Source organism: Mediterranea sp. An20, from assembly GCF_002160055.1.
Classification (GTDB): domain Bacteria; phylum Bacteroidota; class Bacteroidia; order Bacteroidales; family Bacteroidaceae; genus Bacteroides; species Bacteroides avicola.
This window is the reverse complement of the sequence record NZ_NFJV01000079.1, coordinates 1-858: the sequence shown is the minus strand read 5'-3', so window position 1 is coordinate 858 and position 858 is coordinate 1. Positions and strand designations below refer to the sequence as shown.

Sequence of the window (858 nt, the reverse complement as noted above, 5' to 3'; positions counted from 1 at the left end):
AGAGCCTGTTTAAATTTTAAAGTTTAATATAGAAAGAGTGTTTCTTCTTTCTTCGGAAATGATTATTTTTAAGTTTCCACACTTGAAATAATTATGTATCCGACAGATTTAGAAGAAACACAATGGCAAGTTATCAAGAAAATCTTGAACCTGCAAGAAAGAAGGCGAAAATATGATTTGCGTGAGATATGGAACGCCATTTTCTATCTCGTGAAGACAGGCTGCCAATGGCGTATGCTGCCTTCCCATTTTGCTCCTTGGGAACTGGTATATTACTATTACCGCAAATGGTCTTCCTTAGGTGAATTTGACCTGTTGTTGAATAACTTACGTGAGAAAGTTCGTGTCAAGAACGGTCAAAATCCCGAGGCAAGCGTTGGTATTATGGACAGCCAAAGTGTCCGCTGGGGTGACAACCGTTCCCTTAATGGCATTGACGGCAATAAAAAGGTGAAAGGCATCAAACGTCATGTCGTCGTTGACAAGAACGGTTTCCTGATAGCTGTCATGGTAACAATAGCTTGCGTGCATGACGGAAAGGCCGCTTACCTGCTGGCTAGATGTTTGAAGGAGCTTTGCTGTAATCTTAAAGTCATCCTGACAGATGCCGGATACAGGGGAGAAGTAGCCGGCAGAATCAGAAAGGCTTTCGGATATGTGCTTGAAGTCATAGTAAGCGGAGATAAGTCAAACGGCTTTAAGCCAACAGGTAAGAGATGGATTGTGGAAAGAACTTTCTCCTGGTTCGATAATTATAGAAGGCTCTGTCGGAACTACGAATTCACGTTCGATTCGGCTGAGGAAATGGTGAAACTGGCGGCGATAAGAATGTTACTGAGCAAAATTTAAACAGGCTCT

1 protein-coding gene is annotated in these 858 nt (G+C 42.2%); it reads left to right on the top strand.

All coding sequences use genetic code 11. The features are described 5' to 3' along the window. The first annotated feature begins 93 nt into the window (after positions 1-93). Positions 94-849: an IS5 family transposase gene (locus B5F34_RS17195; protein WP_087340949.1), complete on the top strand. Its 756-nt coding sequence runs from the start codon at positions 94-96 to the stop codon at positions 847-849. The last annotated feature ends 9 nt before the right edge of the window (positions 850-858 follow it).

Bases quoted from the DNA above. Each gene is read 5' to 3' on its own strand.
- B5F34_RS17195 (WP_087340949.1), top strand. From the start codon at position 94: ATGTATCCGACAGATTTAGAAGAAACACAATGGCAAGTTATCAAGAAA.